Origin of the sequence: Zestosphaera sp. (assembly GCA_038843015.1) — an archaeon.
GTDB lineage: Archaea > Thermoproteota > Thermoprotei_A > Sulfolobales > NBVN01 > Zestomicrobium.
Genome location: JAWBSH010000003.1, coordinates 1 through 20,869 on the forward strand (window position 1 = coordinate 1; position 20,869 = coordinate 20,869).

The 20,869-nt window shown below is 43.0% G+C and carries 19 protein-coding genes; 12 read left to right on the plus strand and 7 right to left on the minus strand.

The window, feature by feature from the left end; all coding sequences use genetic code 11:
• Nucleotides 1-378: 378 nt before the first annotated feature.
• From QXL29_02725 to QXL29_02735, 3 genes are all read right to left on the minus strand, one after another.
• On the minus strand, nt 379-1,230 hold the full coding sequence (locus QXL29_02725; GenBank protein MEM2283508.1) for a hypothetical protein: 852 nt from the start codon (nt 1,228-1,230) through the stop codon (nt 379-381).
• Between the two features lie 10 nt (nt 1,231-1,240).
• The gene (locus QXL29_02730) at nt 1,241-1,522 is read right to left on the minus strand and encodes a hypothetical protein (GenBank protein MEM2283509.1); all 282 of its coding nucleotides are present in this window, start codon (nt 1,520-1,522) and stop codon (nt 1,241-1,243) included.
• A gap of 129 nt (nt 1,523-1,651) precedes the next feature.
• Nucleotides 1,652-2,923 (minus strand): hydroxymethylglutaryl-CoA reductase, degradative, encoded by a 1,272-nt coding sequence (locus QXL29_02735; protein ID MEM2283510.1) that lies wholly within the window; start codon nt 2,921-2,923, stop codon nt 1,652-1,654.
• A 134-nt stretch (nt 2,924-3,057) separates the two neighbouring features.
• Here QXL29_02735 and QXL29_02740 point away from each other — a divergent pair, with 134 nt between their 5' ends.
• The gene (locus tag QXL29_02740) at nt 3,058-4,212 is read left to right on the plus strand and encodes an inorganic phosphate transporter (GenBank protein ID MEM2283511.1); all 1,155 of its coding nucleotides are present in this window, start codon (nt 3,058-3,060) and stop codon (nt 4,210-4,212) included.
• On the opposite strand, the gene QXL29_02745 is transcribed toward QXL29_02740, so the two are convergent.
• Both QXL29_02745 and QXL29_02750 read right to left on the minus strand, forming a co-directional pair.
• Nucleotides 4,205-4,864: a DUF47 family protein gene (locus QXL29_02745; GenBank protein MEM2283512.1), complete on the minus strand. Its 660-nt coding sequence runs from the start codon at nt 4,862-4,864 to the stop codon at nt 4,205-4,207. The two genes, QXL29_02740 and QXL29_02745, sit on opposite strands and share 8 nt — an antisense overlap.
• 76 nt (nt 4,865-4,940) lie before the next feature.
• Nucleotides 4,941-5,999, minus strand: a complete 1,059-nt coding sequence (locus tag QXL29_02750) for a glycosyltransferase family 2 protein (GenBank protein MEM2283513.1) — start codon at nt 5,997-5,999, stop codon at nt 4,941-4,943.
• A gap of 356 nt (nt 6,000-6,355) precedes the next feature.
• On the opposite strand from QXL29_02750, the gene QXL29_02755 reads away from it, so the two are divergent.
• From QXL29_02755 to QXL29_02795, 9 genes are all read left to right on the plus strand, one after another.
• Nucleotides 6,356-7,792 (plus strand): BMP family ABC transporter substrate-binding protein, encoded by a 1,437-nt coding sequence (locus tag QXL29_02755; GenBank protein MEM2283514.1) that lies wholly within the window; start codon nt 6,356-6,358, stop codon nt 7,790-7,792.
• A gap of 9 nt (nt 7,793-7,801) precedes the next feature.
• The gene (locus QXL29_02760; protein ID MEM2283515.1) at nt 7,802-9,352 is read left to right on the plus strand and encodes an ABC transporter ATP-binding protein; all 1,551 of its coding nucleotides are present in this window, start codon (nt 7,802-7,804) and stop codon (nt 9,350-9,352) included.
• Between the two features lies 1 nt (nt 9,353).
• Nucleotides 9,354-10,553 carry a hypothetical protein gene (locus tag QXL29_02765; protein MEM2283516.1) on the plus strand — a complete coding sequence of 400 codons (1,200 nt, stop codon included), beginning with the start codon at nt 9,354-9,356 and terminating at the stop codon, nt 10,551-10,553.
• Nucleotides 10,554-11,516, plus strand: coding sequence for an ABC transporter permease (locus tag QXL29_02770; GenBank protein ID MEM2283517.1), 963 nt, complete (start codon nt 10,554-10,556; stop codon nt 11,514-11,516).
• Between the two features lie 81 nt (nt 11,517-11,597).
• Nucleotides 11,598-12,734: a hypothetical protein gene (locus QXL29_02775; GenBank protein ID MEM2283518.1), complete on the plus strand. Its 1,137-nt coding sequence runs from the start codon at nt 11,598-11,600 to the stop codon at nt 12,732-12,734.
• 572 nt (nt 12,735-13,306) lie between these two features.
• Entirely contained in the window at nt 13,307-14,548 is a 1,242-nt protein-coding gene (locus QXL29_02780) for a phosphoglycerate kinase (GenBank protein ID MEM2283519.1), read from the plus strand.
• A complete protein-coding gene (locus tag QXL29_02785; protein ID MEM2283520.1) occupies nt 14,545-15,567 on the plus strand; it encodes a type II glyceraldehyde-3-phosphate dehydrogenase in 1,023 nt (340 codons plus the stop codon). The genes QXL29_02780 and QXL29_02785 overlap by 4 nt, the downstream gene beginning before the upstream one ends.
• Nucleotides 15,564-15,989: a universal stress protein gene (locus QXL29_02790; GenBank protein MEM2283521.1), complete on the plus strand. Its 426-nt coding sequence runs from the start codon at nt 15,564-15,566 to the stop codon at nt 15,987-15,989. Before QXL29_02785 ends, QXL29_02790 begins: the two co-directional genes overlap by 4 nt.
• 69 nt (nt 15,990-16,058) lie before the next feature.
• Nucleotides 16,059-17,312, plus strand: coding sequence for an HD domain-containing protein (locus QXL29_02795; GenBank protein MEM2283522.1), 1,254 nt, complete (start codon nt 16,059-16,061; stop codon nt 17,310-17,312).
• A 55-nt stretch (nt 17,313-17,367) separates the two neighbouring features.
• Here QXL29_02795 and rimI read toward each other — a convergent pair whose 3' ends face one another.
• Both rimI and QXL29_02805 read right to left on the minus strand, forming a co-directional pair.
• Nucleotides 17,368-17,823: a ribosomal protein S18-alanine N-acetyltransferase gene (gene rimI / locus QXL29_02800; GenBank protein MEM2283523.1), complete on the minus strand. Its 456-nt coding sequence runs from the start codon at nt 17,821-17,823 to the stop codon at nt 17,368-17,370.
• The gene (locus QXL29_02805) at nt 17,808-18,818 is read right to left on the minus strand and encodes an AIR synthase family protein (GenBank protein ID MEM2283524.1); all 1,011 of its coding nucleotides are present in this window, start codon (nt 18,816-18,818) and stop codon (nt 17,808-17,810) included. The genes rimI and QXL29_02805 overlap by 16 nt, the downstream gene beginning before the upstream one ends.
• A gap of 70 nt (nt 18,819-18,888) precedes the next feature.
• Here QXL29_02805 and QXL29_02810 point away from each other — a divergent pair, with 70 nt between their 5' ends.
• The gene (locus QXL29_02810; protein MEM2283525.1) at nt 18,889-19,623 is read left to right on the plus strand and encodes a ribonuclease Z; all 735 of its coding nucleotides are present in this window, start codon (nt 18,889-18,891) and stop codon (nt 19,621-19,623) included.
• 101 nt (nt 19,624-19,724) lie between these two features.
• The gene (locus QXL29_02815) at nt 19,725-20,807 is read left to right on the plus strand and encodes a phosphate uptake regulator PhoU (GenBank protein ID MEM2283526.1); all 1,083 of its coding nucleotides are present in this window, start codon (nt 19,725-19,727) and stop codon (nt 20,805-20,807) included.
• Nucleotides 20,808-20,869 lie beyond the last annotated feature (62 nt).

Sequence of the window (20,869 nt, forward strand, 5' to 3'; positions counted from 1 at the left end):
CTTAAGACCTTAAAGTTGTGAAGTCTTGACAAAAGAATCAGAACCGCCGTGGTGAGAGGTCCTAAGGAGACTGTTAAAGAGCGAATAGTTGGGAGACTGTCTGTATGTTGTTTAGTTTTGGTTTTTCGGTTGTTTGGGTTATTTCCGCGGGTTTCAGGAATCGACATATTAAGGTATATAAATAACTGAGTGTTTTAGTGACTGGGATCCGGCAACTCCCTGGAGCCGTAAGCGGGGAGAAAGAAGATAAACAGGTGGGATGAACCCGTGTCCGAAAACCAAAAACAACTAAAACAACCAAAAAACCTAGCTAACGGACACGGGCAACCACCTGGTCTCTCATCTCTCAACCCTAAAGGACTAGACTCGCACTTGTTATCATATAAGTTTCTCTTCTTCTAAAGTTTTTAGGATTTCTCTCAGTTCCTCCTCTGTATAAACTTTGTACTTAATGCGGTCTTCAAACGTTTTGATCCCGAAAGTGAATGAAGCGTTACTTAATAGTTTGTAGCCTTCTACCCACTCTATCAATGGAATAGGTTCTTTAAATAGTCTGTAATTGCCTTCATTACTTAACACTATTGTCGGGAGGTCTGCCGGTCTTATAAAGTGTGGTATCTCTTTTACTTTGCTACCATACCTTGCTGCGGCCTCTTCCCACACTTCCCTCAAACTGTATTTACTTTTCCTCGAACTCAACTCAGCTGATATTTCTGTTAAGTCAGCGACTTCGTCTACTTTCATGTAACCCACTACGTATATTCCCCTGTCAGACTTGAGGAAAGTCTTCCTGATTTCTGTGAAGCCTTTCTTCACGTCAAAGAAGCCTGGAGGGTACTTGGCTAAGCCTGCTGCAAAGAATATGTAACAGTCTTCGCAATCTTTAAAGTCTTTAGGTATCCTCCCGCCGATAGTCCTCCAGTAATCAGCGTAAATCCCTATATCGAATCTCGGGTCCCAGTGCGCGACAACCTTACTCACGTGGTGGCTTGACCCACCTATTAAGATGTAGTCGTAGGGTATGTACTTACTTAGTGGGTGGTCTCCGCACCTACTCATTATGTTTGAATACTGAAATTTCTGAATTACTGACATATCTGCATCACTCCTTACAGGTTCGGGGACGGGCAAGACCTCATAGCATTTCTCGAAGAAGGGAGAATAATAGCCTCCGTCAGCTGACTCAAAGAAAACTCTTAAGAGTAGCCCCTTAATAGGGGGTAATACCATGATCTGGTAATCACCTACTACTTACTTCTGACTTCTCATTTTTATAGCTGATTGTCTGGTTCGTTAACTCATTCTTGATCTCGTCAAGTATTCTCCTAAAATCTTCTAAGACATCAATTACTTCTTCCTTAGAAAGACCGCTGACTTCCATCATGCCTAGAGCTTGCTTAACTGACCTCTTAAAAGCCTCATTCTTCGTCAAGCCTCTCTTCCTCCAGTGCCTGTAAAGGCGTAGCGCGGATATTATAGCTCCCTCAACGTACCTTCTACGTAATTCTTCCTCAGATACCACCCACTTATCAACCTCTTGTATCCTAGATTCTTATATTAACTTGGTTAATAAAGACGTGCGAGCAATTATGTCTAGCTCTTATCAAGGAATAAAAATATTGCTAGTCAACAAAATAACTTATTTTAGTTCTTACTTCTTCTTCCTAATAGACTCCAGTATTTCTTTAGCTACATCTAGCCTTATAGCGTTTCTCTTAATCATCTCCTCAACTACTACGTCTATTTCTGAGCCTCTAGCACCCGCGGTTATGGCGATATTCCTCGCGTGTAGCTTCATGTGACCCTTCTGTATGCCTTCAGTAGCCAGCGCCCTCAGTGCTGCAAGGTTTTGAGCTAGCCCGACAGCACCCATTATCTCAGCTAGTTCCTTGGCAGTCTTAATACCCAAGATCTTTAGACTTAACTGAGCTATCGGGTTTACCTTGACAGCACCCCCTATAAGACCTACAGCCATAGGCATCTCTAGAAAACCTACTAAGTCGCCGTTCTCATCCTTCTCCCAAACACTCAATGATGTGTATTTCCCGGACCTAGCAGCGTACGCGTGAGCTCCAGCCTCTAAAGCCCTAGTATCTTGTCCTGTCGCGAGAGCGACAGCAATCACGCCGTTCATTATCCCTTTATTGTGTGTTGCGGCTCTGTAGGGATCTGCGGAAGCGAAAGCCCAAGCATATACTATCCCGTCAACTACTTCTTCTCCTCCTAGAACGTCTTTAGGTACCCTACCCCAAACACGAACTAATCTTCTGTCAGCTAAGTTAGACACAATCCTCAAGTAGACCTTACCTCCAGTCCACTTCTCTATGTATGGAGCAACTTTCTCAGCCATGGTGTTGACCGTGTTAGCCCCCATAGCGTCTTTAACGTCTACTATGAGGTTCGTTATCACCATGGGTCCTGCAGGAGACTCAATCACGTAGACCTCAACGTCTCTTACTCCCCCTCCTAAACTAATTAGTAGTGGGTTTGTCGCGTCAGCTATTTCTTTTATCTCTTCTCTGTGTTCGTATATTACGTATTTCGCGCTATGCGGTGCCGCAACACCTACTAACTGTATCTGAGCTATCATGAGCGACTCAGTAGCTTGTGCTTTTATGCCGCCACCCTCCCTAAGCATCTTAGCAGCGTTAGAAGCCGCAGCAACTACTGAGGGTTCTTCTATAGCCATAGGAACTAAGTACTCCTTACCGTTGATTAAGAAGTTAGTAGCTATGCCTAACGGCAAAGAGAGAGTGCCAACAACGTTCTCTATCATCTTATCAGCTATTTCGAGAGGTAGAGTGCCTTCCTTAAGCAAGAGCCTCACGTCCTCATCACTTAAGTTTGCTAACTCTTTAAGCTTCTCAACTCTCTCATTGAGAGTTAGTTTATGAAAGCCTGGCAAGCGCGAAGTAACTACCACGTCACAGCACCCCAAAATGATATCGCAGAACTTGTTTTAAGGGAGAGCATGTGAGGACCTCGAGAGATTCGCAAAAACTTAAATAACGACTGTAAGAGATAACTTCTAAGGTGCTTGAGACGAACGTGATCTTGTTGACGTGCTCGCTGGCTGCTGCAGTATTTCTCGCTTGGAGTGCTGGCTCTAACAACGCTGCCAACATAGTAGCGGCTGTAGTAGGGGCTAGAACCATTAAGTTGAATAAAGCACTCTTAATTACCTCGGTCTTTGTGGTACTTGGGTCCCTCATGCTAGGGTCTAGCGTGGCTTGGGTCCTCAGCGCAGGAATAGTTGACGTAGGTTCAGTACCTACGTCTTCACTCATTGTAGGCATGTTAGTAGCTATGTTGGCTGCTGGTTCTTGGGTCTTAACCGCTTCTTTACTTAAAGTGCCTGTCTCAGTAAATGAGACTGTCTTAGCAGGTATCATAGGCTTCGGCATCTTAGTTGACCCAAGTTCGGTTATGTGGGGGCAAGTCATCATAATATACGTTCTTAGATTCTCTACAGTGCCTCTCTCAGGTCTCATCTCCTTCTTAATCAAGAAATTCTTAGCTGACTACTTAGAAGACCCTGAGACTACCTCATCAGCTACACTGCTCTCGCTATTCTTGATATCAGCTTTCACTACGTACCTTACAGTAAGTAAGTTGTTAGGTGTCGTACTAGGTCTGCTAACAGCACTAGTTTTAAGCACGTCATTGCTTGTAGTGAGTAAGGTGTACGTAGATGAGAAATCAATTGACCGGTATGAGAGAATCTACCTCTACAGAAACGTTTTCTCAGTCTTAATAATAGCTCTAATGTCGCTGGCTTATGGTGCAAGCAACGCTGGTATTACTGCCGGACCACTACTCAAGATCGTAACAAGTGAGTTAAGACTCGCTAACGAGAGCGCTTTACCGGCTCTACTAGCTTTCAGCGGTCTCCTCATTTCTTTAGGGATAATTTCTTGGGGGAGGAGGGTTGTAGGGACTCTGGGTGAGGAACTAGCTACACTTAATTACTCTACGGCCGTAGTAACGTATTTCTCTGCATCATTAACTACGCTAGTGTTAGCGGAATTGGGGGTGCCGGCAGCAACTACCATGGCAGTAACTGGAAGCATTATCGGAGCTAGCTTAGCAGAAGGCTACAGTGCCGTCAATATGAGAGTTGTAAGAAAGATACTGACGATGTGGGCTTTAACAACACCGGCTTGCGTGACGATATCTTGCGTTCTATACTGGCTCATAATGTTAGTCACTTAAGCCCTCTACAGTATAGAGCGAGTGTTCTCAGGTAATCACTCGCGTCTTCAGCGAAGTCTGTTATTCCCTCGAGGGACTCAATAAGCTTATCAACCATTAGTATTATCGCGGGATTCTTTATCATAGACCCATACTTAACTAGTAGCTGACGTCCCCTAATGAGTATCTTATCAGCGTCTTCCTCAGTTACCTCAATCCTGTATGCTTCTTCAACAACCTCATTATATTTATGATTGATTAATAAGGAAGTTATCTCATAGAGTTTCGAAACGGACTCGTAAGCTTTCCCAGAAAGCTCGTCGACAGCATTCTTTATCTCACCAGGTAACTCCAAGTAAGGAAATAGAGTCATGTTTCTAGCAACTTCTTTAGACTGTTCAGCTATTAAGTCAAGTCTTCTAAGAAGTGTAGATATTCTCTCCCTCATAAAGCCTGGATGCAGGTCCTGCAACTTAATCAGCAGGTTACGCCTAATTTCGTCAGCTACGGTGTCTTCATGTATGCCTTTAGTGAAAGACTCCATAGCTTCAGCAGTCCTGAATTCTTCGAGGAGCTTAATACCTTCGTTACTTAGTTTAACAATATTGACGACGGCTCTAACATATTTAAGTAATTCGTTGCTCAAGCTACTCTCAAACTCGCAATACTCCAACCTAAGCCCCCAAAACCTAGTTCATTAACAAATAAAATAACTTCTTATCACGAAAAGGAAACACGCTCCTAGAAACTCAAGCCGTAAAACCAAAGTATTCCTTAACTTGCTTATCGCGTTCCTTAATTTCATTAAGGTGATGCTTAAGCGTTTTCGCGAACTTAAGCGTATAATACACTGTAAATATTGAGTGTAGGTACATCCCTAAAAGACCGAGAAATCCTTGAAGAGGTCTGTACCGCAAGTACCTCTCTCTAGCGAGAAGCTCTAACTTTATGATGAGGTACGTCAAGCCAGCTAAACACGCTAAGAACACAACCTCCGCAGGCACTGAAGTCAAGGAAGCTAGTCCGGCCGACATTATAGCTAAGTAAGCGATCAACACCATAAGTGGCGATAACATAAAGAGAAACCAAGGAGTAAAATCAGGCGGGAGTTTCTTCCCGGTAAGTAAAGAACCCTCAACCAAGCCTTTAACCCTGTTACGCTGCCAAGCAATAACCTCCTTAAGAGACTTAGGCACTGTCGTTACTAGGGAAGCCTCCTCACAGTAGCAGAACTCGGCATTGCCGTGTAGTGAGAGACTGAAGAAGAAGTCATCGCTTCTGGAGATAGCCGGGTACGTGTGTTTCTTGTAGAGGCTAGTCTTAACTGCCTTATTATTTCCTGGAGCGTGTCTCCTAGAAACAAACTTGAAGAGGTGGTGGTATGTATGGTACCAGTAGAAGAGCATACCCCAAAAACTATCTCTCACATACGTAGACCCGGAACACACATCACATGACCTCTCACTGTTAAAACACTTCAGAAAACTACTCACGTAGTTCTCAGAATACTCGTTCTCAGAGTCGCCCCAAATAATTAAGTCGTAACCTAAGTCCATACCATACTTGACTGCCTCTACTCTAGCCTGCCCGACACCCCCCTTAAACCTCTGCTTAATAAAGTTAATACACTTAAACCTACTCTTGAATTCTTCAGCAACCTGTTCGGAATCGTCTGTAGACCAACCATCAACAACTAAAACGTCGAAATCAACACAGATACTCACGCCAGACTGCTTGCTCAAGGACTCAAGAGCATTCTTCAACCCCCCAGCATTATCCTTATTCAGCAACACTACCAGCACACGCACATACCTGCACCAGACACATTAACGAGATTTCCTATATTTAGTTTTCTTTAGTTTTCTACAGAGAGAACCTTAATGAAGTGCTAAACAGCCTCTCTCCTGTTCTAGAGGGCGGGCTTTTATCGTAACGATACTAGGTCTTTCATCTTTTAACCTTATTTATAATGTTTATGTTAAAAAACAGAAATCTTCTAAGAACTTATTTAACGTAAATACATTCTCTTAGAGGGATATCTAATATAGAACTTCTTACTATACTTAATTAATTGATTTTTCTAAACGTTCTCTCTCATTTCACGTATACCCATCAAATAGTTTTTTAAAAGCTTTCTAGAATATATTCACACGTGGTGTGTAACTTGAGTTCAGCACCTAGATCAAGCATGTTACTAGTTGGTTTAGCCATAGCTATAATAGTTGTTGGAGTCCTAGGTTATTATATAGGAAGTATGACAGCCCCAACACAGACAACCACAGTCACTCAAGCAGCACAAACACTTACTGTCACTACTACTAGGACAGAAACTGTGACGCCTGTTTATACACCTCCCGAGAAGATTAGAGCAGGCTTCATATACGTAGGTCCTATAGGAGATTTTGGCTGGACCTTCATGCACGACCTTGGTAGGAAAGTTGTTGCTGAACTCTATAAAGATTGGCTTGAAACTACGTATTACGAAAGTGTTCCCGAAGGTGCTGTGGCTGATAGATTAAGAGACTTAATAAGAGCGGGATACAATGTTTTCTTTACTACCTCCTTCGGTTTCATGGAGGGTACCCACGCAGTAGCTCAGCAGTACCCCAACTTAATTTTCTGGCACTGTAGCGGTTATTTGCGAGACAAGAATATGGGTACTTACTTTGCTGATTTCTATCAAATCTACTATCTTAACGGTTTAGCCGCCGGTGCTTTAACTAAGACAGGTAAGGTAGGTTATGTAGCAGCTTTCTTGATTCCTGAAGTAGTAAGGCACTTAAGTGCTTTCGCGATAGGTGCTAGAGAAGTTGCTCAGCAGAGAGGACTTAACCTAACTCTATACGTGATAGAGATCGGCGCGTGGTATGATCCTGCTAAAGCTAGGTCAGCTGCCGAGACTCTCGTTAACCAGTATGGTGTTGACGTAATAGCTTTCACTGAAGACTCAACAGCGATTGTAGAGTATGCGCAGGAGCAGTTTAGTCTAGGCAAAGAGATATACGTCTTCAGCCACTATAGCCCCATGTATGTTTACGGTGAAGATGTGGTAGTCAGTGGTCAGCTAGTTAGGTGGGAGATAATATATGCTGACATACTAGGCAAGATTAAGGCGGGTATATACACGCCAACTAACCTGCAAAACGTTGATTACTGGTACCTCCTCAACACAGGAGCTGTTGAGATGGCCGCACACGTATTCCCTAACGGTAGTGTCATGTACATTAACCCGAAGTTCGTAGAGCCTCTTAAGGGGGTTACTGTGACTGACAAGATATCTGGCAAGACTATGAGTGTTTATGACTTGATATGGCTTAGGTACGAGCAGATGAGGAACGCGCCAATGCTAATGTCTTTCCAGCAGATAGCTACTAGCCACATCTACGAAAATGTAACGTCTATTACTATAACTATAGGAGGCACGCCTACTACTTACCCGATAGCACCGGTCTTCGACCCATTCATGGGTCCTTTAAGCGGGTACAAGATAGACAATCCATCACAGAAAGTCACAGTAGCTCCCGGCGCTAGATTAGGGCATGCTGACCTCTGGAGTATGGATTGGGTCCCTGATTTCGTAAGAATAATCGGTAAAATTTAGGTGTCTTAAATGAGTATTCAGTCTTTTTTTCCTTCAAAAAGAGATGAACTCTCAGTTTTAAGTCCTATTATTTCCGTCCGTAATTTATGGAAGAGCTTCCCGGGTGTAGTGGCTTTAAAGAACGTGAGCCTCGATATATTTCCTGGAGAGATACACGCTATTCTAGGCGAGAATGGGGCCGGTAAGTCTACACTCCTAAAGATACTATACGGTATTTACGTGCCAGATAAGGGAGAATTATTCTTTGAAGGTAAGAAAGTAGTGTTGACGTCCCCCCAAGACGCGGTTAAGAACGGCTTAGTACTCGTTTCTCAAGTTCCTCAGCTCGTAGATTCACTGACCATCGCTGAGAACCTGTCTTTGTCTTTAAGGCAGTTTAGTTACGTGAGTAGTGTGAAGAAAGTCTCTAAGTTTCTCTTAGAGAAGGGAAGAGAATATGGCGTGAGAATAGACCCAGACATAGAGGCCTGGAAGTTAAGCTATACTCAAAAACAGTTAGTCGAGATTTTGAGGGCTTTGCTACTTAACGCGAGAGTGATAGCCTTCGACGAAGCAACTACACTTTTGCCGCATGCTGAGAAAGAAAGACTTTATGAGTTTATGAAACTGTTTAAGAGTAAGGGAGGCACGATCCTGCTCGTAACTCACAAGATTCCTGAGGCCATGGAAGTCTCAGACAGGATAACTATTCTGAGGAGAGGAGAGGTGGTAGGTACTGTGAAAACTGGTGAGACTACCATAGATCAAGTCAGGTATATGATGTTTGGTGAGAGACTTACTCAACTCAATTCTGGTGAGTATGAGAGATTGTATAAGAAGGATTCAGAAGTCCTGGTCGTGAAGGATCTTTGGGTTAGAAGTGATTATGGCGTGTACGCAGTAAGGGGAGTGTCTTTTAGCGTTCGTAGAGGCGAGATTTTCGGGATAGCTGGCGTAGCTGGTAACGGTCAGCTAGAACTTATTCAGGCTTTAGCTGGGCTAAGAAGAGTTGAGAAAGGTAGCATATATTTACGTTATAATGGGAACGAAATAAACGTCACTAACAAAGGCTCTATGCTAATCAGACGCTTAGGAATAGGGTACATACCAGACGAACCCGTTAAAAAAGGTGTTTCCCTAGACAACACTATCGAGGAGAACATAGCGGTACATCCAAAACTTTCGAAGTTCTTGATAAACTGGAGAGGCATCAAGAATTTAGCCTCTAACCTAGTTAAGGAATTCAATATAGTGACGCCCTCAACGAGTACTAGAGCTAAAGTTTTGTCTGGAGGTAATTTAATGAAGGTTTTAGTAGCCAGAGAATTAACAGTCTCTAAACTAGCTTTAGTCGCTTATAACCCGACTAGAGGTCTAGATGAGGTCTCGACTCGTTACGTTAGGAAACTGATAGTGAATAAGGCAGCAAATGAAGGTATGTGTGCTGTGATTGCTTCTGAAGACCTCGACGAGATCATTGAGATAAGCGACGTGATCGCAGTTATGAATTCTGGCTCGGTAGTCGGTATTTTCAAGTCTGGAGCGAATAGAGAGGAGATTGAGAGAGTTATGGTGAGTTAAGATGCGCTTGATAGTAGTCAAGCGAGTAAAGACTTCTAACATGTACTACATTGGAATACCAATACTCTCCATATTAGTAGGTCTTGCAATATCTATACTCATATTTGCTTCTATAGGTGTGCCGCCCGACTTATTCGTTGGGGGGATTATCTCAGGCTTTCAAAGTCCTCAGACTTTGAGGTATTTCGCCTTACTTGTTATGCTGGGTGTAGCGTTAACATTAAGTTTCAGAGCTTCTATCTGGAACGTAGGTGCTGAAGGGCAGATGATATGGGGGATGCTTGCGGGAGGCTACATAGCACTCTTTGTTGCTGCCCAATCAATGTATGTGAGTCCTAGTGAGCTACCTAACTACGCTAGCATGCCTGGTGTGGAAATTATTGACGCGAGTCCTTACGCACCTGTCATCTCAGTTCTTTTGATGGATCCCTCATTAGGAAAGTTATTAATGATTCTTTTTGGTATGCTAGCAGGGGGATTATGGGCTTTAATACCTGCAGTACTTAAGGCGTACTTAGACGTAGATGAGGTCGCAACTACTCTTATCTTAAATTACGTTGCGTACCAGCTCTTTAATCACTTAGTTTCCTATAATTTAAGAGGTTTAAGCGTTCAAGCAAAACAGTTTTTCAGGACAGACAGAATAAACTCGGCACTCTTCTTCAACCTCATCCCCGGCACGTCAGTCACTATACAGGAGGTAGTTATGGCCGCGATATTCTTTGTTGGCGTCATCTTAATGTATAAGTACACAACGATAGGTCTGAGACTGAAAATAATTGGGTCAAACCCGCAACTCCTTAGGTCTGTAGGAGTAGATGAGAGGAGATACATACTGCTAGCAATGTTCTTAAGCGGGATGTTAGCAGGCGCTGCAGGAGTCTCTATATTTGCTAACCTAGGCGTAGGTAAGTTAGAAAAGATAGCTAACGTGGTTAGCCCACCCACCATGAACTTAGGCTACACCGCTATACTCGTATCGTGGCTTTCAATGCTTGACACTCGTCTTATCCCCATATACGCTTACGTAGTAGCTTCATTGTTTCAGGGGAGTAGCATACTCCAGTCAGAGATTAACCTACTATTTCCTGAGTTGTCCTTAACAGGCGCGGCTTTAACTTACATTCCTATAGGCTCTATATTGATAGTCTACGTAGTTCTAAGAGTATTAACAGATTACTCAATAAGGATAAGGAGGTAGATGATGTTGCTGGAAGACATACTTACTACAATAATGGCGTCATTAGCAGAGATACCTAATATAGTGCTTGCTATGTCACCTATATTTGTTTACTTATACTTAGCTAGTTTAGGTAATTCTGTTGTCGAGAAGTCTGGTATACTTAATCTAGCTATTGACGGAGCGTACACGCTAGGTATAGCGCTAGTCTTTACGTTGCTGGTGTTTGTAGGCGACCCCACACTAGCTCTACTGATTACTTCATTCTTGATTGGGTTGTTAGGAGTTTTGGTAGCTTTCTTGACTACGAAGCTCCCCATATCTCACGGTGCTATAGGACTTTCAATACAGTTCGTGGGTTACGGTCTCGCGTCGTTTCTCGCATACCCGGTGTCGCTGAAGGTTAGGGCTGAGAGGATAAGCCTTAATACGTACCCCGCAGTACCTGAGGTCGTTTTAGCTTTCTTAACTCTATCTATACTGATCGGTGTACTAATACATTTACTTATTTTCAAGACTAAGTTAGGGTCAGCGATAAGAGCTGTGGGCGAGAACCCTGCAGGAGCTTCAGCTCTAGGAATTAATGTCCTTAAAGTAAGAGTCATAGCTACTTTCTTAGGGTACGTTTTGATAGGGACTGCTTCCTCGCTTTTCCTCTTACTCTACACGAAAAACTGGCAAGAAGGTCTAGGCATGGGTTACGGCTGGATTTCCTTCGCTATATCACTCTCGTCCGGCAGGCACCCAATCGTGGGAATAGTCACTTCAGTGATCTTCGCTGTTCTCATTAGGTACGCATACGTTCTTCAAGACGCTTTAGTGAGGTATGGGATAAGCATATCTAACTTCATAGTTATTGCCTTACCGTTCATAGCAGCAGTACTAATACCTCTCGCAGTTACTGCAATCCCGCAACTACGTCGGAGGTTTGCGCCACCCAAGCATCTAGGGAAAATATTCTTTAGTGAAGAGAGGTCAGTATAACTTCACACTACTTAAGACAGAGCACATTAGTGGGCCCAGCATTTTAATCTTCGTTGATACAATACTTCAGGGGTAAGTAGTTTGAGTAGGCAGAGCGACGACGAGACATTATGGTCTCAAGAAGTTCATCTTCTTCAGCCAAGCAGACACCTCAACCCATCACTTATTGACTTTATTGACCACCTACAAAGCTTTGAGTATGTCCCGGAAATTTCAGAAGTAGCTGATTTAATGGACCTACACACTTCTACCGTGTGGAAAATGATGAAAACTTTAAAGCAGAGAGGACTCGAACTTCAGGGTCTCATAGACATAAGTCGTTTAGGCATGGTTGAGGTCGTCTTAATATTTGATAAATTTCTTGAAATTTCTGAGCTACCTAAATGCTTGCTTAGAGAGTACGCGCCAGTACTGCCTTGGGGTTCTTACCTCAGGTACGTAGTGCCGAGAAATGCTGTCGAGACTTTCTTGACTTCCTTGTATGTTAAGCTAGGTGTTGAGGCTAGAGAAGTTTACGTACTGCCTACGACGATATACAGCAAACCTAGCTTAAAAGAATATTACGACATAACGACTAGGAGGCTCCTGTTAAGCTGGGATAAGCTACTAGCACGTATTAAGTCGTCACCTAGAGAGTCTCTCCCAAGAGAGAGCCCAGGAGAGAAAATAAGGTATGACGAGATAGACTTACACATAGTAAGGGAACTCGAACTTAATCCTTTCACTTCTATCAAGAATATAGCTAAAAAACTTAGTGATGAGTCGAGCATGGGTAGAACACTTAATTACGTGTTAGTTTTGAGGCACTACAACAACCACGTGAAGAACAGGGGTGTCATGAGGGGTGTTAGACTGAGGTTTGAGCGTTTACTCTTAGACCCTCCTATAAAAACCTTAAGTATAGTTGCTGGAAACCCTATAGACTTGCTGAGAGTTTCTAAAATTTTGAGCACACACGTATACTTCCTTGACTCCTACATTAGTCTATCTGACAACATATTAATAACACAAGCCCTGATACCGCCGAGGCTGATCTTCGACTTGAGTTTATTCTTTGAGAAGCTAAAGTCGAGTGAAATCATAAAGTCTTGGAGGAACTTATACCTAGACAACACTAGATTAAAGAAGTACGCGTTCCCAGTCAAACTCTATACTCTAACGATAGAGGAAATGCTTAGTTTAAGCGACGATGAATTAATGATTAAGGAAATAACTTAAGGTTGGGAAATCAGAAGAACTTAACTTAAATGATATGATGGCTAGCACTTTCAAGGCCTTAAGGCCTTAAGACCTTAAAGTTGTGAAGTCTTGACAAAAGAATCAGAACCGCCGTGGTGAGAGGTCCTAAGGAGACTGTTAAAGAGCGAATAGTTGGGGGACTGTCTGTATGTTGTTTAGTTTTGGTTTTTCTGGTTGTTTGGGTTATTTCCGCGGGTTTCAGGAATCGACATATTAAGGTATATAAATAACTGAGTGTTTTAGTGACTGGGAGCCGATGAGCTGATGAGTCGTTGGCGAGGGACGAGACTCTGTAAACCGCTCTTCACCGATGGCTCCGGGAAGCACAGCAACCTCCTAGAGCCGTAAGTGGGGGAAAAGGAGATAACCAGGTGGGGGTGAACCCCTACTCAGAAAAACCAAAACAACTAAAACAACCAAAAAACCTAGCTAACGGACACGGGCAACCACTAGATACCAACAGATGCGAAAGCTTGTGAGGCAGCTACCTGCCTAGAAAACAATAACGTTTATAAAGTTATCTTAAGAAATCACATGAGGGATACATAGTTTTGGAACTTGTTAGGTTCCCAACAATAGATGATGTTGTCTTGAGTAAGAAGAGAGTTCTCGTCCGAGTTGATTTTAACTCGCCCATTGACAAAGATGGCAAGATAATAGATGACTCCAGGATAAAGGCACATCGACAAACTCTCTTGACTTTAATCGATCGCGGAGCAGCTGTGGTAGTAATTACTCATCAGGGCAGACCAGGCGATGACGACTTCATAACTTTAGAGCCGCACGCACAGAAACTTGAGGAAGTTCTCGGTGCTAAGGTGAAGTTTGTTAGTGATGTTATAGGTCCTGCGGCTACTGAAGCCATACGAAACTTAAGTGAGGGTGAGGTCCTGCTACTCGATAACGTTAGGTTAGTTTCGGAAGAGTTGATTGAAGCAGAACCTGAGAAGCATGCTAAGACATACTTAGTTAGAAAACTTTCACCTTTATTTGATTACTTCGTATTCGACGCTTTCGCAACAGCACACAGGTCTCAACCCTCTATAGTAGGGTTTCCAGTGGTTCTTCCCACACTAGTTGGTTACGTCATGAAGAGCGAGCTTGAAGCATTGAGTAAATCGATACTCAGTAGCGAGTCCCCGAGACTCTTTGTTTTAGGCGGTGCTAAGGTCAGAGACACAATAAAAGTAATAGAATTCTTAACGAGGAAGAGAGTCGCCGACAGAATACTCACTACAGGTCTCGTGGGCTTAACTTTCCACGTAGCTAAGGGTGGCAGATCAGGCAAGTCGCTCTTGAAGTTCCTTGAAGAGAAGGGCCTCACAACCTTAATACCTTTAGCTCGAAGAGTAATTCTTTCTGGAGCCCCTGTAGACACACCCTACGACGTTAAGGTAATCAAAGAGGACGGGAGTATCGCTGAAGAACCTATAAACACTGCCGACGGAGTACCAGTAGACATAGGGTCTTACACTTCCTTGATGTTCTCAGAAATGATTAGGGAGGCTTCTATAGTAGTGTTGAGGGGGCCAGCCGGATATGTTGAAGACCCTAGATTTAGGTCTGGTACCCTAGACATACTAAAGGCTGCTCTCGAAAGCAACGCTTACGTAATAATTGGTGGTGGTCACCTAGGCTCTATGCTTAGCGAGGTAGGTGTAAGGAGAGAGAAAAGACTTCACGTATCTACGGGCGGTGGTGCTCTCCTCATAGCACTTTCCGGAGAAACGCTCCCAGCCCTGAAGGCCTTAGAAATCTCGTACAAAAAATTTTTTGCTGGTGGTTCTTCATGAAAGTGAGAGTAGGAGTAAACGGATACGGAACTATAGGTAAGAGAGTTGCTTGGGCGATATCATTACAACCAGACATGGAGTTAGTAGGTGTCGTGAAAACGAAGCCTAATTGGGAGACTCTCTCAGCTGTCAAGAGAGGTCTGAGGATCTACACGTTGAAGGAGAACATACGTGAGTTTCACGCGCGGGGGATAGAAGTTCATGGTACTCTAGAAGACCTGCTTAACTCAGTTGACGTGATAGTTGACGCTACACCAGGTGATGTGGGGGCGACTTACAAGAAAATCTATGAGAGCTTCGCACGTAAGGCAGTCTTTCAAGGCGGTGAAGAACCCGACGTAGCTGAGGTCAGTTTCAACGCCTTAGTAAATTATGGTGAAGCACTAGGCAAGAATTATGTGAGGGTAGTGTCATGCAATACTACTGGCTTACTGAGAGTAATATATGCAGTCTCAAAACTAAGTAAGATAAGGAGCGTAAGAGGCTTTATAGTCAGGAGAGCTGCTGACTTGAAAGAAATTAAGAAGGGTCCTGTTGAGGGTGTAGTTCTTGACCCTCCTAAGCCGCCCTCACACCATGCACTAGACGTGAATACCGTGCTTAAAGACTTAGATATAGTCACGTACGCTGTGGTAGTGCCCACTACTTTAGCACATATACACACACTCCACTTCGTTCTTGAAAGGTCTGTTACCAGTGATGAGGTTCTTGACGCGTTATCTAACACTCCCCGCATACTGCTAGTTGATGGGGGGCTAATTAAGTCTACTGCCGAGTTAAGAGAGCTCGCTAGAGATTTAGGGAGACCACAGGGAGATATCTTTGAGAATGTTGTGTGGTCTGATAGTGTCCTCGTGAGAGGCGATGAAGTAATGTTAACGTACGCAGTGCATCAAGAAGCCATAGTAGTTCCAGAGAATATAGACGCTATACGTGCTGTAATGAGGCTTAAGGAGAAAGCTGAAGATTCCATTAAGATAACTGATGAGAGCTTAGGTATCAAGAGGTGGTTGCAGTGAGTTATTACCCTGAACCAACATATATAGTGAGTTACCTCTTTAGAAGAATACTAATACCTGTTGACGGGTCAGCAATGAGTTATAAAGCTCTTGAAGTAGGACTTGACTTCGCGTCTAGGTACGGCTCTAAGATAAAAGTGTTGGTAGTTGAAGACCCGTCAATCCCTGACGTCAATGAGGTTAAGAAGAGAGTTACTGAGATATCTAGCAAGAGAGGGATTAGTATTGAAGTCAAGGTAAAGAAGCCTAACTATCCAGACACTTCAGTAGCTACGGCCGTGGTAGAGGAACTGTTTGAAGAACACTATGACCTGGTTATATTGACTGCGCGTGGCCGGACTCTCAACCCAGACTTAGTTATGGGTTCGATAGCCTTGTCAGTAATCATAAACTCAAATACGTCAATCTTCTTAATAAGGTAAGAAACAAAATTAAGGAAGAGTTTTTATTTTAATGTGTCTTAACTTGTATTGATTAGTGTGGTGATTTAGTTGAGTAGTGAGAATACTAGGAAGTACGTGTTTGACGAGATCCACGGCTACATAGTCTTAGACCCTCTAATGAGAGACTTAGTCGATACCCCACCCGTTCAGAGGTTGAGGAGAGTCAAGCAATTATCTCAAGCTTGGTACGTGTTTCCAGGCGCTGTTCACACCAGGTTTTCTCACTCGCTAGGTGTTATGAAGCTAGCCGAGAAAATCACAGATAAACTCATAAATGACGGCATACTCAGCAAGGACGATAGGGACTTACTTAGGTGTGCAGCGTTACTCCACGACGTAGGTCACACACCCTATTCACATGCTCTCGAATATGTCTTCTACTCTAGTTACGGGATAAACCATGAAGAGTTGAGCTATATGATGATTAATGAAGAGCCGCACATTAGGGAAGTTCTCTCTAATTACGGTCTTTCATCTAATGAGGTAGCTAAAATAGTTACGGGTACGCATGAAGAACCAGCATTTAATAATCTCTTAAATGGCGACTTAGATGTTGACAGGCTTGATTACCTACCTAGAGACGCCCTACACACAGGCGTTAGGTATGGCTTAATAGATCTTGAGAGAATAATCCAGACAATAACTCTAGATGATGAGGGTTACGTAGCAGTACATCCTAAGGCAGTTCACGCAGTAGAGTCCTTTTACGTCTCAAGACTTCATATGTATAGGTCTGTCTATTATCACAAAACGATAACAGGGTATCAATTACTGCTAGCCGCTATATACGAGATGATCCTGGCTGAGAGAGAAGTTAAGAGTTTCTTAGAGCCCTTCACGTCTCTAGAAGGTATTAGGAAGTCGGTGAGAGAAGGGAGTATCTGTGCGTGGGACGACTTCTTAATAGGCGGTGTGCTGAACGTTGTGTTGGCCAAGAAGCTGGGTAGTGAGATACTCAGAGAACTTATTAAGTCTTACGTTAACAGGAGAGGTTATAAGACATTCTATAACCATATAAGCTTTAAGCTAGAACAAGGCATAACCCCCTCAGAGATGGATAAGCTAAACAGAATTAGTAAGGCACTCTTAGCTAGAGGAGTCAACGCCTACACCTTCAGGACTTACACAGAGTCTGTTCCCATAATTTCTAGTGAGAAGGAAGTTAGAGTACTAAGTAACGCTAAGTCTGTCAAGATATCTGAGCTAGAAGATTCTATAATTAAGAGTCTTCCTAGATATATGGAGATCGTTAGAATCTATGCTCTACCCGCGCTCGAGGAAGTAATTAAAGACCTTATCTAGGTGAAACTAGATAAATCGCTTAAAGAGAACACTTAAATTCTTGTTGTTTAAGAGTTCAGCTAACTTCTTTACGCATTAAGTAAGCGTCTGAGTCGGGGTAGTAGTTGGGTAGCCTCTCAATTATCTTGTAGCCTAGCTTCCTGTAGAGGTTTAAAGCTCTCTCGTTTTTTACAGAGACTTCAAGCTCTAGGCACTTAATCTTAAGTTCTGAACATCTCTCCTCAAAAGACGTCAGCAACTTTTTGCCTAACCCTACCCCGCGTGATTCAGGGTCTACAGCTATAGAAGCTATGTGGCAACAATTACTAGTTGTTACGAACCCGGTTATGTAACCTTTAACGAGTCCGCCACACTCAATAACTAAGAACAGTTCTGGATGGAGAAACAGTGCCGAAATAAACACTGTAATGGGGTACGGGTATTCAAAAGATCTTCTTTCTATCTTAACTATTTTTTCCATATCTCTCAGGGAAGCATTCCTCACTATACACTCACTTACTTCATAGACCATAACTTCATTACCTCATCTTCCACGTAAGGGTCGTAGACATACTCTCTTGAACTTCCTCTAAGTACTTCTAAGAGAGGTCCTTCATGATTTCTGGGAAGCACCTCACCAATCACCGATGCTTCTATACTATTTTTCTTGAGTAAGTCTACAGCCTCTTCGACCCGCTCTCTCGGTACAGAAGCTAGTAAAGCGCCTGATGAGAGTATTTTCAGTGGGTCTAGACCTAAAGCCTTAGTAATTTCTATCGTTACTTCATGAATAGGTATTTTATCAGCATACACTCTTATGAGCTTTCCTGACGCGTAAGCCATTTCAGCAAGACCTCCTAACAATCCTCCTTCTGTTGGGTCATGCATGCCGCTCACTAAGCCTTCCCTGCTCAATAGGGTTGCTTCTTCTACGACGCTAATTAAGTTTATCATTTCCTCACCTTTGTTTAAGGTCTCTTCACTGACTCCTCTAGTTACGAGCGTCTCTCTAAAATCAGATGATAGCACGGCAGTTCCTTCGATACCTGCATACTTACTCACAATGATTAGGTCTCCTTCTTTGATGTTCCTGACATCTACTAAGTTACTTAGTTTGAGTATGCCGAAAGCCGTAGTTATAGCTACAGGTCTCTTAACACTATCAGTAAACTCTGTGTGACCTCCCACCATTAAGGCCCCGTATCTGTCTAGCGTTCTCTTCATAGAATCTGTTATTGTGTTCACTAAGTCTTCGCTTGACCCTTCAGGAAGTAAGATGACTGACGTGAAGAACTTTGGGTAAGCACCTATCATCGCGACGTCGTTAGCTGGTATAACTATAGAGAGAGTTCCGAGATGCTTGACTGCTCCTGAGATCGGGTCTGGATGCACACCTATAAGAACTTCGTCACAAGCCTTAACTGCTGCTGCGTCTATCCCGATGTCTGCTTGAAGAACTATTGAAGGGTCGTGAGTCTTAAATTTATCTAACACATGTTTCTTTAGGCTCTCAGGCTTGAGCTTCATCTAATTCCCTTTTAATGAATTCTTAAGTAATAAATAATATGCTATTCAATGAGTGTATTAAGGGGTTTACTTGGTTGAGGTAGTGTTTCTTGGGGTGGGTGGCTGGTTATCGAATCCCTCATACGGTCAGTCAGGCATTCTAGTGTCAGGCTCTAGCAGAACTGTCTTACTAGACGTTGGTGAAGGAACTTTAGAGAAACTACATAAGTGTGTCAAGATGGATGTGAACGACCTTGACTACATTATCTTAACTCACTCACACGGGGATCATGTGTTGGGACTACCTACTATAGCACAACATTTAAGACGCTCAGTAAGAGTTGTTGGACTGAGAGAGACGCTAGAAGACTTGAGGAAGATTTTCGAGGCTCTGCATGTGGAGAACAAGCTCCAGCAACTAATTTTTGTTGAGATCCCGTCTGAAGGTCGCAAAGAGTTAGAGAGTGGAGTTAGACTCGAGTGGGTTAGAGCTAAGCACGTAATACCTTCTGTTTCTGTAGTGTTAGAGATAGATGGTGTTAAGATAGCTTACAGTGGTGATACTTCCTATAACCCTGAGTTCTTAAGTATAGCTAAACACGCGGAATTACTAATTCATGAGTTCTCGGTTCCTCGAGAGATGCAGGACATAACAGACGTTTTAGGTCATACCGCAGTCACAGATTTTGAGCGTGTGGTGAGGTCATCCAGGCCTAAGCGCGTGGCCCCAATACATTATTACCTAGAAGCTCCCAGACTAGATTTAAGGTGTGTAGAGGACGTAGAGTTAGTTATCCCGGCGCCATGCTCTAGATTAAGTTTTTAACAGTTGTTGTGAAGTTTAAGCAGGTATGGATTAATACGTATTTGTCAAAACATTATTAAACTTTTTAAGTATTGTAGTAGCTATTAATTTAGGGTGAGCCAATGCCGGAAGTAAGAAGAATTCAAAGATTTGGTAAGTCAACTCTAATGGTTTCATTACCGGCAAGCTGGGTTAAATCAATGAAATTACTGCCTGGTGATAGTGTTTCGATAGACTTGATGGAGGACGGGTCGTTAAGAATAGTACCCCTCTATATGTCTCAAAAAAGAGAAGAGAAGTTATTACAGATAAAAGTGAGCAAGAATTCTTCTGAAGTCTTGCTTGCTAGAAGTGTTGTCGCCGGATATCTTCTCGGCGCTGACGTCATAATTGTGGAAGCTATGGACGGGGTACTCTCAGAAACACACTTGAAAACGGTGAGAGACGTGGTTAGAGAGCTTTTAGGTGCTGAAATACTTGAGCACACCCCGAGTAAAGTCTCAATACAGATCTTGATAGACGCGAGTAAGTACTCGGCACTCAACCTACTTAACAGACTACTTAACCGTGTTAAGTTCATGATACAACATCTGCAGATAGCAGTAATAGATAATAAGCCATACCTACTTCACGAGATAGAGGAAATAGAGAGAGAAGTTGACAGGCTTCACGCCCTAGCTATTAGGCAATTCCTCCAGGCACAGAACGACAGGTCTCTCAGCAAGTACTTGGGGATTAAGACGTCTCTGATACCAGAGTACAGAGGGATAGTTAAAGGACTTGAGGAAGTTGCTGACGCGCTGAGTTCGGCGGCACAAGTACTTAAAGAATTGGATGAGCTGGGTCAGCTAGCCTTATTTAATTACGAATCAAACATTCTTAGAGAGAGTCTTGACTACCTTCTCATGACTGTTGAGAGGATAGATAAAGTATTTAAAACTCTAGACCTCTACGTAGCTAATGAAGTCATTAATATGGTTACCGAGTACTACACTCTGATAAGAAAATACGATGAGCTTTTCTTCAGATCGCTTAAACAAGAAGAGCCGAACAAGTTATTCGATAAGAGCTATGTTCTAGTTAGAGAATTTATCGATAGGTTGGTAGAGGCGGGCAGGTCTCTAGAGTCTGTTTCTGAAGCGCTCTTTGACATATCTATAGAGAAAGCTGGGGCTACCCTAGACATATGTAAAGTCTTCATATAATAGTGTAGATAGTAGAGGAGTCTTTTTAAGAAAAGATAGTTTTGAGTCTTTATGTGGGGAGC